The sequence below is a fragment of the Cesiribacter sp. SM1 genome, assembly GCF_020178975.1.
Classification (GTDB): domain Bacteria; phylum Bacteroidota; class Bacteroidia; order Cytophagales; family Cyclobacteriaceae; genus Cesiribacter.
This window is the reverse complement of sequence record NZ_JAHXBU010000007.1, coordinates 53,475-80,175: the sequence shown is the minus strand read 5'-3', so window position 1 is coordinate 80,175 and position 26,701 is coordinate 53,475. Positions and strand designations below refer to the sequence as shown.

Annotated in this window: 22 protein-coding genes; 12 read left to right on the top strand and 10 right to left on the bottom strand. The window is 46.5% G+C overall.

What is annotated here, in order from left to right; all coding sequences use genetic code 11:
• Positions 1 to 245, top strand: a 245-nt coding sequence (locus KWJ01_RS02045) for a hypothetical protein (RefSeq protein ID WP_224994605.1), incomplete at its 5' end; no start/stop codon positions are given.
• A gap of 64 nt (positions 246 to 309) precedes the next feature.
• On the opposite strand, the gene KWJ01_RS02040 is transcribed toward KWJ01_RS02045, so the two are convergent.
• From KWJ01_RS02040 to KWJ01_RS28120, 3 genes are all read right to left on the bottom strand, one after another.
• The gene (locus KWJ01_RS02040) at positions 310 to 897 is read right to left on the bottom strand and encodes a hypothetical protein (protein ID WP_224994604.1); all 588 of its coding nucleotides are present in this window, start codon (positions 895 to 897) and stop codon (positions 310 to 312) included.
• A gap of 57 nt (positions 898 to 954) precedes the next feature.
• Complete coding sequence (locus KWJ01_RS02035) at positions 955 to 1,593, bottom strand: hypothetical protein (protein ID WP_224994603.1); 639 nt, start codon at positions 1,591 to 1,593, stop codon at positions 955 to 957.
• Between the two features lie 305 nt (positions 1,594 to 1,898).
• Positions 1,899 to 3,446, bottom strand: a complete 1,548-nt coding sequence (locus tag KWJ01_RS28120) for a tyrosine-type recombinase/integrase (protein WP_304502756.1) — start codon at positions 3,444 to 3,446, stop codon at positions 1,899 to 1,901.
• 103 nt (positions 3,447 to 3,549) lie between these two features.
• Between KWJ01_RS28120 and KWJ01_RS02020 the strand changes: the two genes are divergently transcribed.
• Positions 3,550 to 3,936, top strand: a complete 387-nt coding sequence (locus KWJ01_RS02020; protein WP_224994602.1) for a hypothetical protein — start codon at positions 3,550 to 3,552, stop codon at positions 3,934 to 3,936.
• Positions 3,937 to 3,957: 21 nt separating this feature from the next.
• Here the strand turns inward: KWJ01_RS02020 and KWJ01_RS02015 are convergent, their stop codons facing one another.
• The 3 genes from KWJ01_RS02015 to KWJ01_RS02005 all read right to left on the bottom strand — a co-directional run bounded on the left by KWJ01_RS02015 (position 3,958) and on the right by KWJ01_RS02005 (position 10,630).
• A complete protein-coding gene (locus KWJ01_RS02015; RefSeq protein ID WP_224994601.1) occupies positions 3,958 to 8,124 on the bottom strand; it encodes a two-component regulator propeller domain-containing protein in 4,167 nt (1,388 codons plus the stop codon).
• A gap of 206 nt (positions 8,125 to 8,330) precedes the next feature.
• On the bottom strand, positions 8,331 to 10,124 hold the full coding sequence (locus tag KWJ01_RS02010) for an SLC13 family permease (protein WP_224994600.1): 1,794 nt from the start codon (positions 10,122 to 10,124) through the stop codon (positions 8,331 to 8,333).
• Positions 10,125 to 10,183: 59 nt separating this feature from the next.
• Entirely contained in the window at positions 10,184 to 10,630 is a 447-nt protein-coding gene (locus tag KWJ01_RS02005; protein WP_224994599.1) for an Rrf2 family transcriptional regulator, read from the bottom strand.
• A gap of 295 nt (positions 10,631 to 10,925) precedes the next feature.
• Here KWJ01_RS02005 and KWJ01_RS02000 point away from each other — a divergent pair, with 295 nt between their 5' ends.
• The 3 genes from KWJ01_RS02000 (at position 10,926) to KWJ01_RS01990 (ending at position 13,863) form a co-directional block, all read left to right on the top strand.
• Positions 10,926 to 12,251 carry a DEAD/DEAH box helicase gene (locus tag KWJ01_RS02000; RefSeq protein ID WP_224994598.1) on the top strand — a complete coding sequence of 442 codons (1,326 nt, stop codon included), beginning with the start codon at positions 10,926 to 10,928 and terminating at the stop codon, positions 12,249 to 12,251.
• Between the two features lie 37 nt (positions 12,252 to 12,288).
• Complete coding sequence (locus KWJ01_RS28200; RefSeq protein WP_224994597.1) at positions 12,289 to 12,915, top strand: ATP-binding protein; 627 nt, start codon at positions 12,289 to 12,291, stop codon at positions 12,913 to 12,915.
• A 168-nt stretch (positions 12,916 to 13,083) separates the two neighbouring features.
• Positions 13,084 to 13,863: an FkbM family methyltransferase gene (locus tag KWJ01_RS01990; protein ID WP_224994596.1), complete on the top strand. Its 780-nt coding sequence runs from the start codon at positions 13,084 to 13,086 to the stop codon at positions 13,861 to 13,863.
• A gap of 190 nt (positions 13,864 to 14,053) precedes the next feature.
• Here KWJ01_RS01990 and KWJ01_RS01985 read toward each other — a convergent pair whose 3' ends face one another.
• A complete protein-coding gene (locus tag KWJ01_RS01985; RefSeq protein WP_224994595.1) occupies positions 14,054 to 14,923 on the bottom strand; it encodes an SDR family oxidoreductase in 870 nt (289 codons plus the stop codon).
• A gap of 113 nt (positions 14,924 to 15,036) precedes the next feature.
• Here KWJ01_RS01985 and KWJ01_RS01980 point away from each other — a divergent pair, with 113 nt between their 5' ends.
• Entirely contained in the window at positions 15,037 to 15,987 is a 951-nt protein-coding gene (locus KWJ01_RS01980) for an OmpA family protein (RefSeq protein ID WP_224994594.1), read from the top strand.
• Positions 15,988 to 16,052: 65 nt separating this feature from the next.
• On the opposite strand, the gene KWJ01_RS01975 is transcribed toward KWJ01_RS01980, so the two are convergent.
• Positions 16,053 to 17,093: a Gfo/Idh/MocA family oxidoreductase gene (locus KWJ01_RS01975; protein ID WP_224994593.1), complete on the bottom strand. Its 1,041-nt coding sequence runs from the start codon at positions 17,091 to 17,093 to the stop codon at positions 16,053 to 16,055.
• A 183-nt stretch (positions 17,094 to 17,276) separates the two neighbouring features.
• Between KWJ01_RS01975 and KWJ01_RS01970 the strand changes: the two genes are divergently transcribed.
• Positions 17,277 to 17,951 (top strand): OmpA family protein, encoded by a 675-nt coding sequence (locus tag KWJ01_RS01970; protein ID WP_224994592.1) that lies wholly within the window; start codon positions 17,277 to 17,279, stop codon positions 17,949 to 17,951.
• 157 nt (positions 17,952 to 18,108) lie between these two features.
• Here the strand turns inward: KWJ01_RS01970 and KWJ01_RS01965 are convergent, their stop codons facing one another.
• Positions 18,109 to 18,606, bottom strand: coding sequence for a pyridoxamine 5'-phosphate oxidase family protein (locus KWJ01_RS01965; protein ID WP_224994591.1), 498 nt, complete (start codon positions 18,604 to 18,606; stop codon positions 18,109 to 18,111).
• Between the two features lie 216 nt (positions 18,607 to 18,822).
• Positions 18,823 to 20,502, bottom strand: coding sequence for an AMP-binding protein (locus KWJ01_RS01960; RefSeq protein ID WP_224994590.1), 1,680 nt, complete (start codon positions 20,500 to 20,502; stop codon positions 18,823 to 18,825).
• A 469-nt stretch (positions 20,503 to 20,971) separates the two neighbouring features.
• Between KWJ01_RS01960 and KWJ01_RS01955 the strand changes: the two genes are divergently transcribed.
• The 5 genes from KWJ01_RS01955 to KWJ01_RS01935 all read left to right on the top strand — a co-directional run bounded on the left by KWJ01_RS01955 (position 20,972) and on the right by KWJ01_RS01935 (position 26,689).
• The gene (locus tag KWJ01_RS01955; RefSeq protein WP_224994589.1) at positions 20,972 to 21,448 is read left to right on the top strand and encodes an Lrp/AsnC ligand binding domain-containing protein; all 477 of its coding nucleotides are present in this window, start codon (positions 20,972 to 20,974) and stop codon (positions 21,446 to 21,448) included.
• A gap of 207 nt (positions 21,449 to 21,655) precedes the next feature.
• Positions 21,656 to 23,101, top strand: coding sequence for a Fe-S cluster assembly protein SufB (gene sufB, locus KWJ01_RS01950; protein ID WP_224994588.1), 1,446 nt, complete (start codon positions 21,656 to 21,658; stop codon positions 23,099 to 23,101).
• Between the two features lie 185 nt (positions 23,102 to 23,286).
• Complete coding sequence (gene sufC / locus KWJ01_RS01945) at positions 23,287 to 24,048, top strand: Fe-S cluster assembly ATPase SufC (RefSeq protein WP_224994587.1); 762 nt, start codon at positions 23,287 to 23,289, stop codon at positions 24,046 to 24,048.
• A 101-nt stretch (positions 24,049 to 24,149) separates the two neighbouring features.
• Positions 24,150 to 25,448 carry a Fe-S cluster assembly protein SufD gene (gene sufD, locus KWJ01_RS01940; protein ID WP_224994586.1) on the top strand — a complete coding sequence of 433 codons (1,299 nt, stop codon included), beginning with the start codon at positions 24,150 to 24,152 and terminating at the stop codon, positions 25,446 to 25,448.
• Complete coding sequence (locus KWJ01_RS01935) at positions 25,445 to 26,689, top strand: cysteine desulfurase (RefSeq protein WP_224994585.1); 1,245 nt, start codon at positions 25,445 to 25,447, stop codon at positions 26,687 to 26,689. Before sufD ends, KWJ01_RS01935 begins: the two co-directional genes overlap by 4 nt.
• Positions 26,690 to 26,701 lie beyond the last annotated feature (12 nt).

Genomic DNA, 26,701 nt, shown 5'->3' with positions numbered 1-26,701 from the left:
CTACCCTATTATGCTCCCATGAAGCCTTTGCTACTTGCTGTACAGCCGAGGACTCTTCAATGCTGCTGCTGTTGCTTTCCCAATACAAACTCGACCGCCAAAGAATTGAGCTTATGCCCCAACGTCCATTGAATAAAGCAGATGCCCCTCACCGGCTTTTGCTGAAAGTACGCAAAAATTGCTTCCTGCATTGTCAATGGCTGAAAGCTGTTGGGGCATTTGCTTTATTCTGTTGTTATGCTTAGGCTTTTTTTATTTCTTTCTCAATCTATTTTCAATGCTTTATGTCGTCAAAGAATATTTGGGTGCTTAGAACCCAGCATATTTTGAGATTTTTGCAATATCGAAAATTAACTTTTCAAAAGATTCCTGATCCCAATATCTAGGGTGCATAAATCCATGAGCAACGCTATTTCGATTGTCGCCAATATCGGTGGGCTGAGATTGCGAGAAATAGATCTTTATTTCAGTTAAAATCTTCACATATTCAGGTTTGCTAACTTTATTTTCCTCAATCGCTAGATCAATCAATTTAGTCCCAACCTTTCGATAGTTTTTTAAGGTTCCATCTGTATTAAATAGTTCTCTACCATATTCGCTTGTTGTCGATCTAATCAACTCTTCCAAATACGAATATGCAAAAGGTGTCAATACAGAATAGGAGTTTGGAAAAGCTAGATATACTCTTCTAAGTACCTCCCAATCCGGCCCCCAATTCCACATATGGGTATAGTTGTAAATTTCGTCAAATGCTTCATTTAGGTCCATGGATTTATTAATAAGTACCTGAGTCAAATTGAGCTTTCGAATTTTTACGCTTAAGCATAACGTCCATTGAATAAAGCAGATGCCCTTCACTGAATTTTGCTGAATGTGCGCAAAAATTACTTCCTTCATTATCAATGGCTGAAAGCACTGGGGGCATTTGCTTTATTCTGTTGTTGTGTGCAGTGTTTATAATATTTTCAGATATTCTTGGGCTAATTTTTCGAACTTCAGGTATTCTTGAAAAGGGAAGTCCTGATGTCTATTTTTAGAGTATTCAGAATCCTTTAATAACTGAAATATCTTTTTCAATTGATAATATGAAATCAGAATTAATTGTCTGACCTGCATCTGAAAAACAGCAGCCTTTTTATATTCCTTTACTTCTTCTCCAAACGATTCCTGAAAACTACTGATTGTTATAGCTACCTTATCCTTTTTATCTTTCAATCTACTAATTTCTATTTTTTCTCCTCCTGGCTCACCATACCATACAAGGTCAGTATGGTCCTGATTATTTATGATACTGCTTAAGGCTCTAATGAAGTCAAAATATGGGTCACTAAAGACATGTGAGATTATAATTTCATACTTAAAGTCTCTCACATAAATACAGCAACTACTCCATCCATGTGGATGCAAGGTGAGCAATATATCAATATCATCAGTCTCTTGAATTTCCATTAAGGCCTTCTTTTGGCATTGCACACAACGGACGATAAATAAAGCAGGAGCCGCCGCTGCGGTTGAGTAAGAGTGAAAGTAACAATATGCCAGCCCCTTTCCAAGAAGAGCTGGGGGCGCTTGCTTTATTTTATGGTTGGGCATAGGTTAATTCATTTGGCAGTTAAAGCTCATCACTCTTTCATCAAGTAGTGAGGTTCTTCATCCGAATGTTTGGTTGTGGGTACATTCCTCCAGTTTTTTATAGCTATCAGTCTACTGTCCCTATCCCCTCTGTTAATGCCAAGCAGGTTTATTGTATCTCAAATGCTCCGCAGGTGAAGCCGGCCTTTATTGTTATTACAGGAACCCTGGCTACCTGGCAGTAGTACCGAGGTATCTTCTACGCTGCTGCCTTTCCTTTCCCACTACAAGCTAAACCGCCAAAGAATTTAATGCTTATGCCCCAACTACTTGCTAATTGCGGTATCAACTATGTATTTAGTCATTATCGCGTTTATGTTTATTTTAGTCCTTGTGGGATACAGGTACTCTGGTTCTTTTAAATATTCAGGTTTTTGATTTGACAACATAGGATAATTGCTGTTTATATCCAAGCGATCCAGGGGGCTCTGGATGTTCTGAACGGCTTGCTGACTAACATGTGTATAGATTTCTGTAGTTTTGCTGCTGTTATGACCCAGCAAACTCTGGATATAACGTAAGTCAGTACCTCCCTCTAATAAATGGGTAGCAAAACTGTGCCGCAGTGAATGCAGGGTGAAGGGCTTATCAATCCTTGCTTTTTGCAGGGCATGCTTGAATACACTCCTTAAGCTGGAATCGGTATACTGATCACCCCACTGCCCTTCAAAAACCCACTGCTGTGGCTGGTATGCCTCTAGATACGCCTTAAGAAACTGGCACAGCACATTAGACAATATCGTCATCCTGTCTTTTTTCCCTTTTGCATACCTGATGCGGATCTGCTTTCTTTCCCAATCAATATCTGTTAATTTCAGATTGATGAGCTCTCCCGCCCGCAAGCCGCCTGAATACAGGAGCGAAAGCATACACCGGTGCTTCAGGTTACCTGAGGCTGATAAAACTGCCCGTAATTCTTCCTGGCTCATTACTTTTGGCAATTGCTTATCCCGCTTTACCCTCACCAAATCCACCCCTTCCAATGATTTCCCCTGCACATACAACATGTAGAATTTAATGGCACTAACCGATTGATTAACCGATGCCGCCTTTACGTTACCCTGTGCCATCCATCGACTGTGATACAGGTTGATTGTATGTGCCTGCAGCTCTCTTAGTGTCTGCTCCTCTTTTATGTTAAACTGCCTGATAAACCTGCCCATCAAACTATAATAGGTATAGAGTGTACTGCTGCTATAGCCCTTGCCATACAGGGCATCAAGAAATGGATCAGCATCTATGCTGCCCCAGTCCCTGCTACCACCCGTAATCAGCTGTTTTTGGGTGTGAAAATCAATTGGGTATAACCTCGGATCCAGCCTTAAACGAGCATATGGCTGCAGCAGACGCACAACCTCCAGCAGCGGGGTTTCCTCCTGCTGTACATACCAACACTTTCCTTTTGTATAGTAGTAAGTGTAGGGCTGTTCCTTCATCAGGCTTACCAAATGCTGATGAAAACGAAAGCGAATCAGTAATATATACCTTCCATCCAGTTCTCCCGGTATCAGTTGTACCAGTGGTAGGCTCGCCCCTTCAGGCATTTCCTTTTTGGCCCCTTTTACACCAGCCTGCAGGGCATAGCGCATCAATGCAGAGGTATCTAGCTTTGCTTTACCTCTGATAATCTCCTTTAGCTTCAGGAGTGGCTCTTTTTTATAATGCGTTACAAGGCACTTGTAGGTCTTGCTGAACTTAAGAATATCCTGCTGCTGGCATAGGTAGCTGAACAGTTCTTTATCCTGCTGAAAACCTAACCTCACAAAGGTTTTGCCGCCATGCAGCAAAGGAGATAAAAATATGACAGGCAACATGTTATACTTCTTTCACCAAAGATAAACAACATGCACCAGTAAGCTGTTTTAATAAACATTTAACTCCGGATTAAAACGAAATTATACGTTTAAAAAAACGCTTATGGAAAAACCAGTAGTCTGCCAGGAGTGCGGACAAGCCATGAAGGGCCGAAGGGGTAAAAAATTCTGCAGCGATCAGTGCCGGGCAGCCTATCACAACACCCAAAAAAGCGAAGAGGAGAAAAAAGTACTGCAGCTAAACAGCATCCTCAGGAAAAACCGGAGTATACTCAAAAAACTAAACCCTGAAGGTTATACCAACCTGCGCCCAGAGGTTCTGAAACAGATGGGCTTCGATTTCAGGTTTTACACCCACCAGTTTAAAACCGACAAGGGTGAAGTCTACTACTTTTGTTACGAATGGGGATACCAGGTACTGCAGCAGCAGGGTAAGGTACTTATCATAAACTGGCAGAAATACATGAAGCCATTCTCTCCACTACTGTAGTAGCTTTGCTTTGAATAAATACTACTTCTTACGGCCTGCATACATAGAAGGTAGCACCTTGTACTCCTGCTTGAAATATTTTGTAAAATATTTAGCATTGTTAAAGCCTACTTTATAAGCTACCTCCGCCACCGTTAGCTGGCTCTTTTCCAGGAACTGCGCCGCCCGCTCCAGTCTTATCTTCCTGATAAATTCTACTGGTGAGCTACCCGTTAGCAGCACCATTTTCTTGTAGAGGTACACACGGCTTACCCCCAGCTCACGGCTTAACATTTCTACAGTAAATTCCGGATTTTCCAGGTGCTCCTCCACTACCCTGATGGCGTTCTGAATAAGTTTGTCATCTACAGATACAATCTCAGCCTCGCTGGTTTCAACGCTGATCTTTTTCTCGAAAGCCTGCTGCATCTGCTGACGCTGTGTAATGAGGTTTTTCAGACGCGAAAGTAAAATTTCGAAGTTGAAGGGCTTGGTCACATAGTCGCTTGCCCCTATGCCCAACCCCTTGAGCTTCTGCTCTTCGGCAGAATGTGCCGTTAAGAGCACAAATGGAATGTGCGAGGTACGACCATCTTCCCTGATCTTGCGGCAAAGCTCAATACCATTCAGCTCGGGCATCATCAGGTCACTTACAATCAGGTCAGGCATAATTGATAAGGCTTTCTGCCATCCCTCTTTCCCGTTGGCAGCCTCTGTAATGGTAAAATACTGGCTAAGGTTGTCCTTCAGATAAAAACGAAAGTCTGTATTATCCTCTACCAGTAATATGTGTGGCTTTATGCCAGAGGTTTTAGGACCATGGTCTTTAACAGGGAGCCTCTCTTCAACAGGCTGTACCAGCAGAGAAGATTCAACGACATCGCTGCTGTTTGCCGTACTGCCGCATATTTCTTTTACTGGCAGGCATACTGTAAAGCGGCTGCCAATTCCCTCTTCACTTTCAACACTAATGGTACCCCCATGAATTTTTACAAACTCCCGGGTAATGGCAAGGCCTATACCACTTCCCTGGTTAATAAAACTCCTGGGTACATCATTCCTGAAAAAGCGTTCAAAGATCTTGTCCTGTTTTTCTTTTGGTATGCCTATGCCAGTGTCTTTTACCTTTATGTGCAGAATTTTAAGGCCTTCCGACTGGGAATCATTATCCAGGCAATCTACAGCCACACTTATCTCACCTCCTTCAGGGGTAAACTTAAAGGCATTGGAAAGCAGGTTAAAGAGAATTTTCTCCAGCTTATCCATATCAAAAGAGGCCTGTAAGGCTTTAACCTCAGAGTGATAGCAGAGGCTGACATTCTTTTTCTCGGTAAGGTCGGAAAAGGAATGTACCGACTCTTCAATAAACTTAATGATGTTGCCTTCTGAAAGAACCAGGTTCACGCCTTCTACCTCCAGCTTTCGGAAATCGAGCAGCTGGTTTACCAGGTTCAGCAGGCGTTTGGCGTTACGCTGGATCATTAAATACTGTTTTTGCTGCTCGGGCTCTTTATTGAGCTGAATAAGCCGCTCCAGGGGTGCCAGAATTAAGGAAAGCGGCGTACGAAACTCGTGGCTAACGTTGGTAAAAAAGCGGATTTTCATCAGGTCCAGCTCGTGCAGCTGCCGGGCCTCCTGCTGTGTTTGTTCCAGCTTAAACTTCATTCTTGCCTTTTGCAACTCCATGCGGCGGCTAATGTACAGGGCCAGAAAGCCAATAGCCAGGTAAAACACATAGGCTGTATTGGTACGCCAGAAGGGCGCCAGCACAGCAATATTAAGTGCCAGTTCCCTATCGCTCCAGCTGCCGTCGTTGTTGGATGCCTGTACTCTAAAAGTGTAATCTCCCGGATCCAGGTTGGTATAGGTAGCACGACGGTTCAGCATGTCTGCCGGTTGCCAGCCCCTGTCGAAGCCCTCCAGCATATACCTGAACCTGTTCTTCTCCGGATGCAGAAAGTTTAGCGCAGTGAATTCGATGGAGAAAACATTCTCATCGTGCTTGAGGGTAAGGCTGCGGGTATCAGATAAAGATTCTTCCAGCAACACCCTGCCGTTTACCTTATCACCAATGCCAACAGTTTTATTGAATAGCTGAAAATCAGAAAACAGGAGCTTTGGCACCTTATCCCCTGCCCTTACTGCGCCTGGATGAAAGAGATTAAAACCGTTTGGCCCGCCAAAAATCATCTCATCACTGCTGGTCCTAAGGGCAGCATTTTCGTTAAAAACGTTATCCTGCAAACCATAGCTGGTGCTAAAGTTCTTAAAGGCAATAAATTGTGGTTGCTGCGGACTTGCATTCCTGTTGATCAGGGCATTTGAAATTCCGTTGGGAGTACTTAGCCACAGGTTTTGCAGATCATCCTCCAGGATGGTCAGCACCGTATTGTGGGGCAGACCATTTTCTTTGGTGAAGAGCACAAAGTTTTTATGCTCCTCATCAAAAAGGTTCAGTCCTTCCTGCGTGCCTACCCACACCCTGTTTTCCCTGTCGATGTGAATGGTGTAGATGTTATTGCTGCCTAAGTGCACTGGTGTAGCAGCATTATTCTGATAATGTTCTACCTCACCCGTTTTAGCATCTATTACTTCTACACCCAGGTTGCCGCCAATCCAGATATTGCCTTTTGCATCTTCAGCAATGGCCGATATATAGGCAGAGAGCATATCTTTTTTACCGGTGCCGATAGGAAAAGGATGAAAAGTCTCCTTCTGAGGATCAAAGGTAGCCAGACCTCCCTTCATAGTGCCTACCCAGATGGTGCCCCTGGAATCCTGAAAAAGCTCCCACACATTATCAGCCACACAGGGCAGGCTGTAGGGATTGGTCGGATCGTGCTTGTAGTGCTTGAATCCCTTACCATCGAAACGATTCAACCCGCCGGTGTAGGTGCCTACCCAGAGCGTACCGTTCTTATCAAGCAAGAGGCTTACAATAACATCACTGCTAATGCTTTCCGGGTCTGCAGGATTATGCCTGTAGCGGGTGTAGGTATTTAAAGCCCTGTTGTAATAGAGCAGCCCGCCTCCGTTGGTGCCAATCCACAGGTTACCATTCTTATCTTCGGCAAAGCGGTTAATATCATCGAAGGGGAGGCTGCCCGGCACCGAAGTCTGCTGCTTGTAATGCTGAAACCTGATGATGTTTTCGTGGTAGTAGTTAAGTCCCTTTTTGTAGGTACCCAGCCAGATGATTCCATCACTGTCTTTATAAAGGGCATTAACACTATTATGCGCCAGCCCGTTTTCAATATCCTGGCCGGAAAGAACATAAGAAACAGTTTGATTTTTTTTATCGATGATGTTAATACCGCCATGGTCGGTACCAATCCATATTTGGCCTGTCTGCGCCTCGGTTACACCGCGAACCATGTTGTTGTTGAGCGGCAATTCCTTGCTGTCGCGATGATAATGGGTTAAAACATCCTGCCTGGGCTGGTACAAAAAAAGGCCTTTGGTTTCGTAGGGCAGGTAAATCCATAAATCATCATCACTATCTGCAAATAGTTCGTAATTAAGCAACTGCCCCTTAAAACGTTCACTGATGGTGCTTTTCTGTTGCTCTACCTCAAAGCTACTACCATCGAGCTTCTCAAAAATACCATTTCGGTGAATGAGCCAGTAATCGCCATCGGCGTTTTGTGCTACAGACTGAACAAAATTGGAGCTGATGGTACTGGCGTTGTTGGCAGTATGCTTTAAGCTGATTTTTTTTCCGGAGCCGGGCGTGTAACGGCAAACACCCTGCCCTGTAAGAATAAACCAGTAGTTGCCGGTTTTATCTTTTATGATGTTTTCTACATCCTTACCCTCCAGGCCAAAAGGGCGGGTGAAGGCAGCTGTGTTTCTGTGAAATTTTTCCTGTACGGGATCGTAGATACTAATTCCATCGGCGGTAACAACCCACAGTTTACCCGCAGGGTCTTCAAACAGCTTATTGATGGTATTGCTCCTGATGGAGCTGCTGTCCCTGGGATTGTGCTGGTATACTTTTACCCTGGTACCATCATAGCGGTTAAGACCATCGGCAGTACCAATCCAGAGGTAGCCCCGGCTGTCTCGCAGAAAACAGTTTACCTGGTTGTTGGAGAGGCCTTTGCTTACATCCAGCAAAGAGAACCTGAGCTGTTCAGGCAGCCCGGCTGTTGCCCCGGCACCAACCAGGAACAAAAAAACAAAGAATAATATAAAGCTCTTGAACCGCATGACTACCCCTGATATCTGGTACTGTCGCAGGTACTAAATTAAGAAAATAAATGATAGTAATTAATGATCTTGATCATTTCAAACGAATGCACGGCAGCAAGCAGCGCTGAAGTCCTGCACAGGAACAGATTTATACGCAACCAGGCCAGCTGTTAAGCAGCCCCTCCGGTACAACTAAATGAAGATGAAAGCCTGCAGCCGAAACACTAAAAGCTGTAAATCTGCGGAATCAGGAAAGTGGCAATAAGCCAGAACAAGAGGTTTATGGCGGTGCCCACCTTCAGGAAATCCTTAAACTTGTACTGCCCCGCACTGTACACCATGGCGTTGGTCTGGTAGCCGATTGGCGTCATGAAAGAAGCAGATGCTGCAAAGGTAACAGCCATCAGAAAAGGCATGGGACTTAGCCCCATGCTATGGGCAATTGCAATGGCTATAGGCGCGAGAAGTGCCGCTGTGGCGTTGTTAGACATAATTTCTGTGAGCAGCGAAGTAGTTAGGTACAGGCCTGACACCACAAAAGCCGGACCCCAGGCGCCAAGCACACTTACCAACCCATTTGCTATGTAAATATCCAGTCCGCTGTTCTGCATGGCCGTACCCAGGGTAAGCGAGCCTGCCAGCAGAAAAACCACCTTCCAGTTAATGGCCTCGTACACCTCCTTCATGCTAATGGTTCTGGTAATGGCCAGCAGCACCACACCGGCCAGCGTACCCTCCATAATCGGAACAATGTTTGCCGTTGCCAGGGCTACAATGGTAAGGATAACGCCTACCACATAAAAAAACTGCCTGCTGTCGAAATCAACCAGGGTCTCTTCTGAAAGCAAAACGAAAGGAAAATCCTGGTCGTTTTCCATCCGCTTCAGCTCTTTAACATAGTGGCTTTTAACCTCTGCCAGTATTACGTCTCCTGCCTTTAGGGGCATATCGTAGAGCTGCTCATGCAATACTTCCTCGCGGTGCCGTATGGCCAGCGGGATGGCCCTGAACCTTCTGCGGAAGTCAATGCCCCGGAGGGTTTTGCCATCCAGCTCTGAGTTGGCCGTAATTACCAGCTCGGTAAGGGTGGAGTTTTTACCCTGCAGATCATCATCGCCTATGCGAACACCAGCTTCCACCAAGATCTTTGCACGGTCCTTGAGTGCTTTTATTTTTTCGATGTTGCAACGAACCTTCAGGATATCGTGCTGCTGCAGCATAAAGTCGCCGGGCGGCAGGGTAAAAATGCTGCCATTGCGCCTGATTTCGATAATATCCATATCCAGCTCCTGCACCAGTTCCGAATTCATGATCTTATTACCCACCGAGGCTGCTTCCGGCAGCAGTTCAATCTCTGTCAGGTAATTGCGCACATCAAACTTTTCCTTAAGGTCGCGCTGCTGCTGACGGTTAGGCAGCAATTTAATCCCTATCAGGATCATGTAGATTACACCTGCAGATAGCAGGATCAGCCCCAGAGGGGTCAAATCAAACATTGAGATGGGCGGTAGCCCTTCTTTTTCAGCAATACCACTCACTAAAATATTGGTGGAGGTACCTATAAGCGTACACATGCCACCAAAAATAGAAGCAAATGAAAGCGGGATAAGCATTTTGGAGGGGTGAAAGCCCGAGGCATAGGCAATCTGTATTACAACAGGAATAAAAACAGCCACAACAGGGGTGTTATTCACAAAAGCAGAAATAACAGCCACCATCAGCATCATCAGAATAATGCCAGTGCGAAAACTGCTGCGGAATATACCGGAAAGCCGGAAAGCCAGCACCTGCAAGGCTCCTGTTTTAAGCAGTGCAGCACTTAGCACAAACATAAAAGCAACGGTAAGGGTGGCCTTATTGCTAAAGCCTTCTACGCCCTGCTCTGGCGTAATAACACCTGTAAAAATAAGCGCTACCACAATCAGCAGGGCAACCAGGTCTATAGAAAGCAGCTCTGTTGCAAAAAGCACAACAGCAGATAAAATGATAACAAGCGTAACGAGCGCGTCAGGACTCATAAAGGGGAAGTCTCAAATATAGATAATCGATCAGGTTAATAGAGTATTGGCTCCGGAATTTACTTCTTAAGTCTTCTTTGACTAAGCCTGTCTTCCCGCTTCACAATTTCTGCCAGCGTAGCGCCTTTCAGCAGCTTTACTGTATTATTTCTTACTTCATAAAATACTGAGCGGATTCCACAGGTTTCTTCGTCCTTGCACTCCTCGCAACGCTCATAATAGCGGTGTGTGGTGCAGGGCAAAAGTGCTATGGGGCCATCAAAAAGGCGCATTACCTCTGCCATACTTACTTCGGTTGGGCTTTTGAGCAGGTAGTAGCCGCCTCCTTTTCCCTTCTTGCTTGCCAGAATTCCGGCCTTTTTCAGGTCCAGTAGAATTGCCTCCAGAAATTTCTGTGGTATGTTCTCTGCCTGAGCAATATCGCTGATAAGAATAGGCCCCTGCTCCCACATTTTTGCCAGATGCACTAACGCGTTGATGGCATATTTTGTTTTCTTCGATAACATCGAGGGCTAAGTTAACGCAAAAATTCAATTTTACAGGGCAGGGCCTGCACGAACTGTTAGTGCTGTAAAATGGGCAGCATCTGCTGTACATGGCCTGGTGGCAGCAGGCTGCAGCTAATTATTGCATAAAAAGAACTACCTTTGGCCAATTGCTGTTAAAAGCTTGCCAGTACGCCTGGGCTGCTCTTCGTGGGGCACCTCATTTCTTTCTGGTATTCTGCTGTTCAAATCAACAAACATATGATCTGTTCAGGTGCCAGACAGCAGTACGGCCTATATTATTTTATTACGTTACATGACATTTGAAAACCTGGGGCTCATTGAGCCTATTCAACTGGCGGTGGAATCTGAAGGATACACCACCCCCACCCCCATACAGCAACAAGCAATTCCTATTGTACTTCAGCAGAAAGATCTTTTTGGTTGTGCACAAACCGGTACAGGCAAAACTGCTGCTTTTGCCATTCCTATTTTACAACTGCTTAGCGGCCAGATCCGGGAGCGCGGCCAGCGCAAAATTAAAGCGCTTGTTTTAACCCCAACCCGTGAATTAGCCATTCAGGTGGCCGATAGCTTTGCTGCTTATGGCAAAAACCTTGACCTTAGGCACCTGGTGATCTTTGGTGGTGTGAAACAAAAAGCACAGACCGATGCCCTTAAAGCTGGTGTTGATATTTTGGTTGCCACTCCCGGCAGGTTGCTCGACCTCATGAACCAGAAGTTTATTACCCTGGAGCATATTAAATTCTTTGTACTTGATGAAGCCGACCGCATGCTGGACATGGGCTTTATCCACGATATCAAGAAAATATTAACCAAGCTGCCTGCAAAAAGGCAGTCGCTATTTTTCTCGGCAACCATGCCGCCAGATATCCTGGCCCTGGCTAATACCATTCTGGTAAACCCGGCCAAGGTAGAGGTAACACCGGTTTCTTCCACCGCCGAAAGAATTCAGCAAAGCCTGTTTTTTGTAAGCAAAGCCGATAAACCTTCTTTGCTGGCCCATCTGCTCGAAGATAAAAGCATAGAAAGCGTGCTGGTATTTACCCGCACCAAACACATGGCCGACAGGGTAGCCAAAAGGCTGCACCGGGAAGGCGTTAAGGCAGAGGCAATCCATGGAAATAAATCACAGAATGCCCGTCAGCGTGCGCTGGCTAACTTTACCAATAAGGAAATAAGGGTGCTGGTGGCTACTGATATTGCCGCCAGGGGTATAGATGTGGAAGATCTCTCTCATGTGATCAACTTCGACCTACCCAATGTACCGGAAACCTATGTACACCGTATTGGCAGAACAGGCCGTGCCGGTGCCAGCGGCAGCGCCATTTCATTTTGCGATGCCGAGGAGGTAAAGTCCCTGCAGGATATTCAGAAACTGATTGGCAAGAAGATTCCAGTGGTGGAAAATCATCCCTTTGAAGCAGACATCAATGTACCTGTAAGGAAAAGCAGTGGTGGTTCCCGACCACAAAACTCAAACAGGCCGCAGCCAGCGCCTGTTTCCGGCAACCGTGTTGCCAGAAACAGCAGCCAGCCTGCGCCCAGAAACACAAGCCAGCCCGCCCCGCGCAACAGCGAAAGGCGCTGGTTTGGCAAACCCCGCTCCAAAAACAGCTAGGGTTTAGGAACCATATAGAAAAGAGAAGAGGCAGCCAGTGGCTGCCTCTTTTTTTGTGGGTCTGAAAAAGCACAACCAGCTGCTGGTGCAATTAATGCAGAACTGCCATGGTTACCGCTATGCCGCCGGAAATAATAAGTTCTCTCAACCCTTTTTGGGCAGTGGGGTTATGTCTTTAACTAGTACATCCATCACCAAGGCATATAAAATCTCAATGCAGGGCATCATATTTTGCGGCATCCAGGGCAGTGGCAAATCCACCTTTTACAAGCAACATTTCTTTAACACCCATATTCGAATCAGCATGGACCTGCTGCGCACCCGCAACCGGGAGCGACAAATGCTTGAACTATGCCTGCGCACCAGCGCCCGCTTTGTAGTAGATAATACTAATCCAACTGCCGAAGAAAGGCAAAGGTACATAGTACCTGCCCTGGCAGCACGTTACGAACTAATTTGCTACTATTTTGATACTCCCCTTGAGGCTGCTCTTTCCAGAAACGCCATGCGCAGCGGTAAAGAACGCATAATTGATAAGGGTATAAAAGCAACTTTGAATAAAATGCAACCCCCGGCATTTAATGAAGGTTACAGCCATATTTTCCATGTGATTCCGGCTATTCAAACAGGCTACCAGGTTATTGAGGTGCCTGAAGATCTGTGATTAAAGCAAAGCTGCCTGATCTCATATTTCATAGAATAGGTTAGTTATGATCTTTTCGGATACGAATGTTTGATGTTACAATACTTTTCGCTAAGCTAGGGATTGAATTCACATTAATCGAAATGCTTTACAGACTGCCATTCTATTTAATTATTTAACAAAGAGTGTATGAAAGTATCGAGAGTTAGAAACATGATTAACAACCTCAGGAACTGGCAACACTACCTGTTATATAAGGCAGCCGGGAAAAAAGCTCCTGAATTCACTTTTAAGCTAAAGCATAACCGATCTGTTACCGTACCCAAACAACTGTTACCTGAATTCAAAGAAAGCTTTTTTGCAGAAACCTATACCGCCGGGCTCCCCGCCAAACTACTGAATATTAAAAGCCCGGTAATCATTGATATTGGTGCCAATGTTGGTTTTTTCACACTCTACTCCCTTACCAAATTCAATAACCCCAGGCTGATTTCCTTTGAACCCATAGAAAAAAATTACAGGCAACTCATTAAAAATGTGCCACGCGAAGAGAACAGGAATATTCACCTGATCAACAAAGCAGTAAGTAATACCGAAGGCGAGATCCATATGATGCTCGATACTAACGCTGATTTCACCACTTCTGCTACTATCTTCAACCATACCAGTGAACAGGATCGTGTAAGCATCAGATCTACTACCCTGCCTAAGATTTTTGAAGATTATAAACTACAGAAAGTAGACCTGCTTAAGCTCGATTGCGAAGGAGCCGAATACTGCATCCTGTACAATACACCTTCAGCTATCTTCGATAGAATAAACTGTATTTCACTTGAAACACATCCGGGTGTGCAAAAAAATGAAAACAACGAGGCCCTGGCCAGCTACCTGAAAACGAAAGGCTTTATAATAAGCACCAAGGGCGCAGACTTGATCTGGGGACATAAACCCCTTGACAAATGGATCTGATATTCTAAAGCCCCTCCTGCATTGCCGAAAAAGTAAATAATACAATACAATAGCAGCAGGATACATAACAGTACGCTTTAACATGCCCCGGATATTTATGACCGGAGACATGTTAAGGAAGTCACACTCTAAGCAAGGGCTACGTTCTGCTTTAAATTATTAATGAATGCTCAGCTAAACAACCGGAGTACTACTTCCCCCGCATCTGCTCAAATATATCCCACATTTGCGGTGTAACACGCTCCAGATTATTGAATTCGCCTGCACCTTTGATCCACTCACCGCCATCAATGGTTACTACCTCGCCATTTACATAGGCACTGAAATCCGACATCAGGTAGGCCGCCAGGTTGGCCAGCTCCTGGTGCTCTCCTACCCTGCCCAGCGGCACCCGGCGAGCCGGATCAAACTTATCCTTTAGCTCTCCCGGCAGCAGCCTGCTCCAGGCACCTTCTGTAGGAAACGGCCCCGGTGCAATGGCATTGCAGCGAATCTTATATTTGGCCCACTCTACCGCCAGCGAGCGGGTAAGTGCCAGCACTCCTGCTTTGGCACAGGCACTGGGTACTACATAGCCGGAGCCGGTCCAGGCATAGGTGGTTACAATGTTGAGCATGGTACCTCCCTGTTTCTGATCTATCCAGTGCTTGCCCAGCGCCAGACTAAACTGGGTGGTGCCTTTCAGTACAATATCCAGTACGGTATTAAAAGCCCTGTGCGAAAGCCGCTCCGTAGGGCTTATAAAGTTACCGGCGGCATTGTTCAGCAGGCCATCAATCCTCCCCCACTCACCAACAGTTTTCGATATCACTTCCTCTATCTGCTCATACTCCCGCACATCGCAGGCCAGGGGTAAAACTTTACCTCCTGTTTCCGACTCCAGCTCCCGGGCCGTTTGCTCCAGTACCTCCAGCTTTCTACTGGTGATCACAACTTTTGCTCCTAACTCCAGGAAATACTTACTCATGGACCTGCCTAATCCTGTTCCGCCACCGGTAACAATTAATACTTTATCTTGCAGGGCGTCGGTCCTAAGCATGCCTTCTGTATGTTTGCTCATGTTGATGGTTGTGTTTGGTTGAGTTGGAAGTTACATCTTTTCTGCCACCTACGGGTAGCCTAAAGGTCAATCTGTTTTTATTTTTCCTTAAATTCGCTGGCAAACTCTTAACCATGATCAAAAATTATATTCCAATTTACCTGTTTCTGCTTGCTACAGGCACCAGCTGTGTTTCTGCTAAGAAATACGATATGCTGCTTGCCGATAAAGTAGCACTGGAGGCACAGCAGGCCGAATGCGAAGAAAAATTAGCTGTTGCTACCAATGCAATACAGCGCCTGGAAAAACAACGCGACGAGCTTGACAGTGAGCGGGCAAGCCTGCAGCAAAATTACACCCAAACCCAGCAGGATCTGCAGGCAAGGCAAAAAGCCTATAAAGAGCTAGAAGATTATTATAACAACCTGGTAAACACCAGCGGCCAGTTGCGTGGCGACCTGAACGAGCAGCAAAAACGCCTTATGACCGCCCGCGAGGAGCTGGAGGCTACCCGCAAGCGCAACGAAGAACTTGCCATTAACCTGCAGGAGCGTGAACGCCGGGTGGCAGAGCTGGAGAAGGTGCTGGCAGAACAGGAACAAGCTGTTGCACAGCTGAAGAAAAAGGTAAGCGATGCGCTCCTTAACTTTAAAGAAAATGACCTGACGGTAGAAGTGCGCAATGGTAAAGTATATGTGTCGCTGGCCGAACAACTGCTTTTTAAATCAGGCAGCACCCAGGTTGACCCCAAAGGTCAGAATGCCCTGCAGCAACTTGCCGGTGCCCTTAGAGATAGCAAGGACATCAACATAATGGTAGAAGGACATACCGATAATGTACCCATGAACAAAGGTGCAGCCGGTATAGACGATAACTGGGACCTAAGCGTGCTGCGGGCCACCTCTATCGTAAACATACTACAGAAAAACGGTGTGGCCGCAGAAAGAATTACAGCAGCAGGCCGGGGTGAGTACTCGCCGGTTACCAGCAATGCAACAGCAGAAGGTAAAGCTAAAAACCGCCGTACAGAAATCATCCTTACGCCTAAACTCGATGAGCTCTTCCAGATCCTGGGTGCAAATTAATTGTACTCCAAACAGCTGATCAGAATCAAAACAACAGCCCGGTGAATGACCGGGCTGTTGTTTTTTTAAGCTTTTATCCGTCTTCCCTCCTGCTGGCTCCGGAAAGCCAGCTCCATAATCTGCATCACCTGCAGGGCTTCCTGCGGCGGAACCGGGTTGTTTCCGCCCCCCATGATTGCATGTGCCAGTTCAGCGAAGAACGCACCATAGTTACCCGGCTGACTTTTAAAAGGCTGGCTGCTGGTGCTGTCATTATCACCTGTAACCAGCGTTCCCCAGGCTTCTGCAGGTTCATTACCCCACTCTGCTGTAGTTGGCAGCACGCCTGCAACCAGCAAATCTTCCTGCGGGTCCATCCCCCATTTTGTGTAGCTGCCTTTTGTACCCAGCAGGCTAAATCGGGGCCATGTAGCACTTACCAATGTTGATGCACCCAGATGAACCGTTACTTCATTGTAGTACAGGTGCAGGTCAAATGCATCGGAGGTGACTGCCTCTTTGCGCTCTGTTCTGATGTGGGCATACAGCTCGGCCGGCCAGCCAAACAGCTGCAGTGCCTGGTCTACCAGGTGAGGTGCCAGGTTATAAAAGATACCGGCGCCCTGCTTTGGCGCTTCCTTCCATCCGGGTTTTATCTGTGGCCTGAAACGGTCAAACCTGGAGACCAGCATAACCGGCCTGCCAAGCTGCTGCTCCTGCAGTAGTTGCTTAAGGGTAAGAAAATCGGCATCCCAGCGGCGGTTATGAAACACCGTTAGCAGCCTGTTATGCTCCCTTGCTACCCGGCATATAGCTTCGGCCTCTGCCACTGATAATGCAAAAGGTTTTTCAATGACAACATGCTTACCCTTCCGGAGCGCCTGCATGGCCATAGGTGCATGGTACTCGTTTGGGGCCGATATAATTACCAGCTCTGCATGCCCCTGCTCAAGGGCTTCGTCCAGGCTGCGGAAATGTTTTAAATGAGGAAACTCCTCCCGGGCACTGTTGCCCCTGGGCTGTACTATGCCAGCCACCTCATAAGAAGGGTTAGTAGTTAAGAAAGGCAGGTGAAAGGCTTTGGCAGATAAACCATAACCTACCACCAGGGTTTTGATTGAATTCATTTTCAAACAGTTACACTACCCCTAGCGGGTAATATTATAAAAAAATTGATATGGCACGATTATCGCACAAGATGCTAATAAATAACACAGAGCCAACCAAATTGTATTAGCAACGTTTATGCTACTGAAATTTGGCAAACTTTTTGAATTAAAGAAAATTAGAACCAAACCAAGTTGACTATTATGAAAACTACTCGAATTTCTATAGCACTGATGCTCTGCCTGAGCATATTTATTTTTTCTTGTGCCAGCTGGAGCAACACCGGTAAAGGTGCCGCGGCTGGTACTGCAGGTGGTGCTGCTGTAGGTGCTGGTATTGGTACGCTGGCCGGTAATACTGTTAAAGGTGCCATTCTGGGTGCCGTAATTGGTGGTGCGGCAGGTACAGCAATTGGCATTTATATGGATAAGCAAGCCAGGGAGCTTGAAGATGATCTGGAAAATGCAACTGTAGAACGTGTTGGTGAAGGTATACAGGTTACGTTTGAGGGCGGTATCTTATTTGGCTTCGACAAGGCCGATCTCACCCCTACCGCAAAGCAAAATATTCGCGAGCTGGCTGAAACACTTCGCAAGTACCCTGACACCAATGTACTGATTGAAGGCCATACCGACGACAAAGGTGCTGATGATTACAATCAGAGCCTGTCTGAGCGTCGTGCACAGGCTGTAGCCCAGTATGCAATTGCCCAGGGCGTAAGCGCCAGCCGTATTAACACCAGGGGTTATGGCGAAACCCAGCCTGTAGCCAGCAACGACAACGAATCGGGTCGTGCTCAAAACCGTCGTGTTGAGGTTGCAATCTTTGCTAACGAACAGCTGAAAGACAAAGCCCAGAGTGGTGAACTAAGAAATTAATAATCAAGACAATACTGATAGGAAAGCCTTCTGCTAAAAACAGATGGCTTTTTTTTGTTGCCTCACCAGATGTACATAAACATACATGCATAAAAAAACCTGCTGGCATTCAGCAGGTTTTTTTATGTTTCTTATGAAAGAGAAAGAGGATGATCACTTACATCATGATCTTACCGTGCTCACCGCCCTGATACTGCTTACCCTTCATAATGGCCTGGGCAATTTTGAAGATCTGCTGCATTTTGTTCGATGATGCATTCCAGTATTCGGCAGCATGTGGTATTACCCTAATGAGCGCCAGGTCCGGATCTTCGAGGCCACGCGGAAACCATGCCTGCAATACAGGGCTCCACAGTTTCTGCACCATTGCACGGTCAGTTACCAGCTCGCCAGTACCTGATACTGATACGTACAGCTGGTTGCCGATATCAGCATACGCGAGGTTTACATGGTCATACTGCCTTACTTCATCGGCCTTAAGTGAGTGCTCGTTGGTGTAAAACCAGAGGGTACCATCCGGTTCAATCTGCCTGGTCGACATAGGCCTGCTGGCAATGCTGCCGTCGGCTTCTACTGTACTGAACATACAGATTTCTATATTTTCGATCTTTTTAATCAGATCCTGAACGGTTTTTGTCTGCAAGTAGCTTTCCATAAAAAATAGGGTTTTAGTTAAAAGTATTCACCTATAGTTTAACGCTGCTATACAAGCAATTGTTTATGTGCACAGCTTTGCTTGTGTTACCTGCTGATTTCTGTTATCACCTAATTTGTGCTGATCTGAATTAAACAGCAGTTGCCAGCCCTTGCTTTACTAATTGCCCGAACATAAAAAAGCCGGCTGCTGGCCGGCTCTATTCTTATTGTACTGCTATGCTTGTACATTTGTTTCTTCCCGCAGCATTCTCCTGATTATTTTACCCACATTGGATTTAGGAAGCTCATCCCTGAATTCAACAATCCTCGGTAACTTATAATTGGTAAGATTCTGGCGGCAGTATGCAATCAGTTCCTCTTCCGTTAAACTGCTGTCTTTTTTTACCACGCACACTTTAACAGTTTCGGTAGTTCTGGAGTCGGGAACACCAATGGCTGCAACTTCAAGTACTTTGGGGTGCATGGCAATTACATCTTCTATTTCGTTCGGGTATACATTAAAGCCCGATACATTGATCATATCCTTCTTACGATCTACGATCCTGAAGAAGCCATCTGGCTCCATGATGCCAATATCCCCCGTCTTGAACCAGTCATCCATAAACACCTTACGTGTTTCATCCTCCCTGTTCCAGTAGCCTTTCATCACCTGCGGCCCCCTTGCACAAACCTCTCCGGGCTCTCCGGCAGGCAGTTTATTGCCTGCTTCATCAAAAATGCCTACTTCAGTATTTGGTATTGGCACGCCAATGGTTCCCGGGCGTTCTGTTCCATCCAGCGGGTTCACACAAAGTACCGGAGAGGTTTCGCTTAGGCCATAGCCCTCTACCAGCGCCACCCCGGTTAATTCTTTCCAGCGCTCTGCAACAGCCTTCTGAACTGCCATACCTCCACCAATCGACGCCTTAAGTTTACTGAAATCCACACCCGCAAAATCGGGCTGGTTGAGCAGCCCATTGTACAGGGTGTTTACGCCCGTGATCATGGTAATTGGCTCCCGTTTAAGGTCTTTGATAAAAGCCTTCATATCACGCGGGTTAGTAATGAGCAGGCATCTTGCACCGATGTAAGTCATGAAAATACCGTTCACCGCAAGTGCAAAAATGTGGTAGAGCGGAATTGCCGTTACCATATACTCCTGCTTGCCCTTTTCCAGCATGGGCTGAAACCATTCGTGCACCTGAATGGTATGGGCCACCATATTCCGATGGGTTAACATGGCACCTTTGGCTACCCCTGTAGTGCCACCCGTATACTGCAGAAATGCTATATCATCAGGTTTGATGTCTGGTGCTTTAAAGCTAAGCTTTCTGCCTTCAGACAGGATATCATTAAACTGTACTGCCTGGGGTAAATCATAGGCAGGCACCATCTTCTTAATCTTCTTTACAACAAAATTAACTACCCAACCTTTAATTCCGCCTATCATATCTCCCAGGCCCGTTATCATAACATGCTTGATCCCGGTTTCCGGCAGTATTTTCTGCAGGTTATGAGCAAACATGTTGATAACAAGCACCGCCTTAACCCCTGCATCGTTAAACTGGTGCTTCATTTCACGGGGTGTATATAAGGGATTGGTGTTCACCACGATCAACCCTGCACGAAGCGCCCCGTAAAGGGCCACAGAATACTGCAGGCAGTTTGGCATCTGAATAGCAATACGATCACCCTGCTGCAGGTTCAGACGGTTCTGCAGGTAGGCAGCAAATGCTTTTGAAAGCTCATCTACCTCCCTGAAGGTCATCGCCTTGCCCATATTGATGTAGGCTGTACGCCCGGCATGCTGTTTAAAGGCATGTTCCAACATTGCCGGTATATGAGGAAACTGATCCGGATTAACTGTCTGTGATACTACTTTGGGATATTTTTTAAACCAGGGGAAAGTGGCCATAATAGAGTCGGGAATTTTTGACGTTCACTTGTAAAAATACGTTTTCAAACGATTTAAACTAATAACTCGTCTAAAACTTTTGTGTTACACGGTACCTTCAAAAAATAACACACTCGCTAAAAAAGCCTTAAAACAAAAAAGCCTGCCCCGAGAACAGGACAGGCTTTTGATTGTTAACCATCTTTCTAAGCTGTAAGGGAAGGAGTCGAACCTCCACGGAGCGGTTAGGCAAAAGTACCGTGGTACTAATGATTTATCCCTTTCCTCCACCCTCGAGACCGGAGGGCATGTCTGCCAGTTTCATCACCTTACAGTATCGGTTGTGAATGTTTTTCGTGTCATTCACTGATGTAAAACTATTAAAAATTACGCGATTAATAAAAATTAGTTAAAAATATTTCTGAATTATTACAATCTTTTTATTTTTACACATCGTCTGTTATAAATGAATTAAAACACTCGCCGAGATATGTCTAAAAATTATGAGATTGATAGTATAGATCTGAAGATATTGGCTTTACTCTCCGAAGACGCTAAAATTCCCTATACTGAAATAGCTAAAAAGGTCTTTGTATCAGGTGGTACCGTGCATGTGCGCATGCGCAAGCTTGAAGAAATGGGCGTTGTACAAGGTGCAACCCTTAAGATCGACTATGGCAAACTGGGTTTTGACATTACAGCTTTCCTGGGCATCTTTCTGCAGAAAAGCTCTTTTTATGATGATGTTGCCGCCAAGCTGGAAAAGATCCCCGAAGTAGTGAGCCTGAATTACACTACCGGACCTTATAGTATGTTTGTGCGTATTTACTGCCGCGACACCAATCACCTACGGCAGGTGCTACACGATAAGATTCAAACCATCGATGGCGTGGAAAGAACAGAAAGCATAATTTCCCTTGAAGAAAGAGTACAGCGAACCATACAGCTGGACCAGCTGCTGCAGTAGCCAAAGGGAGCATTTTATATAGAATTTTTCTATACTGCTATAGCAATTGAAAATGCTACGGCAAGGGCCTCTACCCCAAATTTTAAATGGCTGAAAATCAATTTTTTGAGCCTTTCCGGCTAAATAAAAGGAGTTAGAGGAACATAAAATTGGGAATTCTGTTATACATTTGTAACTAATTTAGAACAATTCCAAACAACACCATTTATGGCTAAAGACACCGATATTCTCGAGTCGATCACCAACTCGGAATACAAGTGGGGTTGGGAGACCAAGATAGAAAACGAGTCAGCTCCTAAAGGACTGAGCGAAGATATTGTCCGCTTTATTTCAGCTAAAAAAGAGGAACCCGAGTGGTTGCTGGAATGGCGCCTGAAGGCTTACCGCCAGTGGCTCACCATGAAGGAACCAAAGTGGCCTAACGTGAGATACCCTAAGGTAGACTTTCAGGACATCATCTATTTTTCGGCCCCAAAGAAAAAGGCTACTGCCAAGAGCCTCGACGAGATAGATCCTGAACTGCTGGATACTTTTAAAAGGCTGGGTATTTCCCTGGAAGAACAGAAACGCCTGACCGGTGTAGCCGTAGATGCGGTAATTGACTCTGTATCTGTAGCCACCACCTTTAAAGCAAAGCTGGGCGAGCTTGGTATCATCTTTATGAGCTTCAGCGAAGCCGTTAAAGAACACCCTGAGCTTGTACGCAAGTACCTGGGCACTGTAGTGCCTGCCAACGATAATTACTACGCAGCCCTTAACTCGGCTGTGTTCTCGGATGGCTCTTTCTGCTATATTCCAAAAGGCGTACGCTGCCCTATGGAACTTAGCACTTACTTCCGTATCAATGCTGCCAATACCGGCCAGTTTGAACGTACCCTTATTGTGGCCGACGAAGGAAGCTATGTAAGCTATCTGGAAGGCTGTACTGCACCGCAGCGCGATGAAAACCAGCTACACGCAGCCGTAGTAGAAATTTATGCTGCTAAAAGCGCAGAGGTAAAATACTCTACCGTACAAAACTGGTACCCCGGCGATAAAAATGGCAAGGGTGGTATTTATAACTTTGTAACCAAACGCGGCATCTGCGCCGGCGACTATGCCAAGATCAGCTGGACCCAGGTAGAAACCGGCTCTGCCGTTACCTGGAAGTACCCAAGCTGTATTCTGAAAGGCGACCATTCTGTTGGCGAGTTTTACTCCGTAGCGGTAACCAATAATTACCAGCAGGCCGATACCGGTACCAAAATGATCCACATCGGCAAAAACACCAAGAGCCGCATTGTGAGCAAAGGTATCTCTGCCGGAAGGAGCCAGAACAGCTACCGCGGACTGGTACAGATTATGAAGCGTGCAGAAGGTGCCCGTAACTTCAGCCAGTGTGATTCACTGCTGATGGGAGATAAATGCGGTGCGCATACCTTCCCTTATATTGAAGTGGAAAACCCAACGGCTAAAGTAGAACATGAGGCTACCACCTCTAAGATTGGCGAAGACCAGATCTTCTACTGCAACCAGCGGGGTATCGATACCGAAGATGCCGTAGCCCTTATTGTTAATGGCTATGCCAAAGAAGTACTGAATCAGCTACCCATGGAGTTTGCCGTGGAGGCACAAAAGCTGTTGGCGCTAACGCTGGAAGGCAGCGTAGGCTAAACCATAAAAAGCCTTACACGGAACCATGCATGCTGCCAGTGTGCATGGTTCCTATTTTTATAGACCCTGGCTTTTACAGAAAACAAAATAAAGTATTCCGACTTCTCTTTTTTTCAGACCATCAGACTGAGCTCTATATCAACCAAAGAATAAGCTGTTTTTAAACGCACATTCCTACAAATAATATGTTACTCAACATAAATAACCTGCAGGCCACCATCGACGGCAAAGAAATCCTTAAAGGCATTAACCTTGAAGTAAAAGCCGGCGAAATACATGCCATTATGGGCCCAAACGGTAGTGGCAAAAGCACCCTGGCCTCTGTGCTTGCCGGACGCGAAGAATTTGAAGTAACCGGTGGTTCTGCCACCTTCAATGGCAAAGATCTGCTAGACATGGCACCCGAAGATCGTGCCCGCGAAGGGGTGTTCCTGGCATTCCAGTACCCCGTAGAGATTCCTGGCGTAAGCACCACTAACTTCCTTAAAACTGCTGTTAACCAGGTACGCGAACACCGGGGGCTTGAGCCACTGGATGCCGTTTCTTTCCTCAAGATCATGAAGGAAAAAATGAAACTGGTAGAAATGAGCCAGAGCCTGCTGAACCGTTCGCTGAACGAAGGCTTCTCCGGTGGCGAGAAAAAAAGAAATGAAATTTTCCAGATGGCCATGCTGGAACCACAGCTGGCAATACTGGACGAAACCGATTCGGGCCTGGATATTGATGCCCTTCGTATTGTTGCCAATGGCGTAAACAAGCTGCGCAGCAAAGACAATGCAGTGATTGTGGTAACACACTACCAGCGCCTGCTGGATTATATAGTACCAGATTACGTGCATGTGCTCTACAAAGGCCGCATTGTTAAAACAGGCACCAAAGAACTGGCCATGGAGCTTGAAGAAAAAGGCTACGACTGGATTAAAGCCGAAGTAGAAGCCGGTGCCTAAAGCACCGGTAAAAGCCGGTGCTCAAAGTACCGGTAAAAGCAAGAGTTTAAGGCTCTTGTAGCTTTCGCTTTATCTCTTTTGTTCACCTGTTCTAATTAATCATGAACCAGCAAACCGAAACGTTTACACAAAGCATACAAAATAAGCTTAGCGCTAAGGAGGGTACCAATAAGTTCCTGAATGAGTTGCGTAAGCGGGGTATACAGGCTTTTGGTACCCTGGGCCTGCCCCACCCCAAGCATGAGGAGTATCGCTATACTCCCATTGTAAAAGCACTTGAAAAAGAGTTCAGCGATGGTTTTGCAGTGGCCCTGCCAACCCTTTCAGAAGCAGAAGCCAAAAGCTTTTTCTTTTCAGGACTGGAAGCTAACCGCCTGGTTTTTATCAACGGCCACTTCAGCCCCGAAGCCAGCAGCATCATCAGCCCGGAGAGCGAAATACGTATCCGCCCGCTGTCAGAAGTATCTGAAGATGTGATTGGCAAAGTGGCACAGCCCGAAAAGGACGCTTTTGTTGCCCTGAATACAGCCTTCTCGCAAGAAGGTGCTTATATCGAAATTCCGGCTAAAGCAGTGGTAGGCCTTCCGGTGGTGCTGCACTTTCAGTCAGACAGCCGCGGAGGTATAACTGCCGCCATGCCCCGTAACTTCATCAGCATTGGCCGCCATGCACAGGCCAGCGTGGTGGAGGTATATAACTCTATTGGCGATAACACCAGCTTCCTGAATGTACTTACAGAGGTAGATGTTGCCGATGGTGCCCAGCTGGATTACTTTAAGGTGCAGACCGAAAGCGATCTGGCACTGCAGGTAAATACTACCGAGGTACAGCAGGCGCCTAACAGCCGCTTTAGCAGCACCGTACTTACCCTGGGTGGCCGCATTGTGCGCAATAACCTGAATGTAGCGCAAAATGGCTCCGGCTGCCACACCGATATGTACGGCCTGTACATGCTGCACGGCAAGCAACATGTAGACAACCATACCCTGATGGACCACCGCCAGCCCAACAGCACCAGCAATGAACTGTACAAGGGCATTATGGACGATGGCTCTACGGGCGTGTTCAATGGTAAGATCTATGTGCAGCAGGCTGCTCAGAAAACAAATGCATTCCAGAGCAATAAAAACATATTGCTCACCCCAAATGCAACTATCTACACCAAACCGCAGTTGGAGATTTGGGCCGATGATGTAAAGTGCTCACATGGCGCCACCACCGGACAACTCGACGAAGAGCAGGTATTTTACCTGCGTTCGCGTGGTATAAACGAGCCTGCAGCCAGGGCGCTGCTGCTCTATGCTTTTGCGGCCGATATCATCGAGCACATAAACATTGAGCCCCTTTGCCAGCACTTTTTAGCGCTGGTGAACAACAAGCTTGAAACAAGATTCTTATGAAAACAGAAGCCGCTACCACTACTACTTTTGATATAGAACAAATACGGGCGCAGTTTCCGGTGCTGCATCAGCAGGTGAACAAACACCAGCTGGTGTATATGGATAATGCTGCCACTACCCAAAAACCACAGGTAGTACTGGATGCGCTCAATGATTATTATACAGGCTTTAACAGCAACATTCACCGGGGGGTACATACCCTTGCCGAGCGTGCTACCACTGCTTTTGAAGCTACCCGCAAGGCTGCCCAGCGTTTTGTAAATGCAGCAGAACCACAGGAGATCATCTTTACCAAAGGTTGTACCGATGGTATTAACCTGGTGGCAAGCAGCTTTGGCCGCAGCCATATAAAAGCCGGCGATGAGATCATCATTACCGCCATGGAGCACCACAGCAATATTGTACCCTGGCAAATGCTTTGCCAGGAGAGAGGTGCTACCCTGCGGGTAGTACCTGTTACCGAAGCCGGCGAAATGCAGATGGATGCCTTTGAGCAGCTCCTTAGCGAAAAAACAAAGCTGGTATCGGTGGTTCATGCTTCCAATGCTTTGGGTACTGTTAACCCGGTAAAAGAGATTATTCAGAAAGCCCATGCTGTTGGCGCTGTAGTGTTGCTCGATGGCGCCCAGGCAGCCTCTCACCTGGAGGTAGATGTTCAGGCACTGGATGCTGACTTTTATGTGATGTCGGGCCACAAGGTGTACGGGCCTACCGGCACTGGTATCCTCTATGGAAAGCGCCGCCTGCTGGAGGCTATGCCGCCCTACCAGGGTGGTGGTGAAATGATTAAGGAGGTTACTTTTGAGGGAACCACCTACAACGACATTCCATTTAAGTTCGAGGCAGGTACACCCAACATCAGCGATATTGTTGCTTTCCGCTACGCCCTGGAGTGGGTGGAATCGGTTGGCAAGGCAAACATAGCCGCCCATGAGCAGCAATTGCTCCAGAAAGCACATGAGCTATTGCAGGAAGTGCCAGGTTTGAGACTGGTGGGTACTGCCCGGGAAAAGGTAAGTGTAGCCTCTTTCATTCTGGATGGTGTTCATCCATTTGATGTTGGCATGATGCTGGATGCCCGTGGCATAGCCATACGCACCGGCCACCACTGCACCCAGCCCCTGATGAAACGCCTGAACATAGAAGGAACCGCCCGCGCCTCTTTTGCTGTTTATAATACACTGGAAGAGGTAGGCCTGCTGGCCGAAGGCCTGCAGTACATTGCAAAAAGAATGCGCTAGAAGCACGCATGA